Raw genomic sequence first — 329 nt, 5'->3', positions numbered from 1 at the left:
CCCCCAACCCCCTCCAGGCCGCCGCCGACGACGCCCTGTGCGTCCGGGCGGACAGCACCGCCACCGTGCAGGAACTGCACCTGGTCGCCGTGCACATGCTCTGCGAGTCATTCGACAGCGCGATCGAACGCCACACGGCGCGCCCCCGGCGGTCACCGGCCCGGCAGCACTGGGCGGTGACCGGGAAGGAACGCCCATGACCACCCCGGCCCCGCTCCTCGTCGTAGGGGACGCCCTCCTCGACCACGACCTGTTCGGCCGCGTCGAACGACTGGCTCCCGACGCGCCCGTGCCCGTCGTCAGCGACGTCCGCCGCGCCACCCGGCCCG

At 74.8% G+C, this 329-nt stretch carries 1 pseudogene; it reads left to right on the top strand.

Annotation, left to right across the window (positions count from 1 at the left end):
• Positions 1 to 200 (top strand): annotated as a pseudogene (locus CCN33_RS33355) (phosphoheptose isomerase); the annotation flags it as partial.
• Positions 201 to 329: the final 129 nt, after the last annotated feature.

The sequence above is a fragment of the Streptomyces recifensis genome (genome assembly GCF_002154615.1).
GTDB classification, from domain to species: domain Bacteria; phylum Actinomycetota; class Actinomycetes; order Streptomycetales; family Streptomycetaceae; genus Streptomyces; species Streptomyces griseoluteus.
The sequence above is the reverse complement of the archived record's forward strand: the minus strand, read 5'-3'. Positions and strand labels throughout refer to the sequence as shown.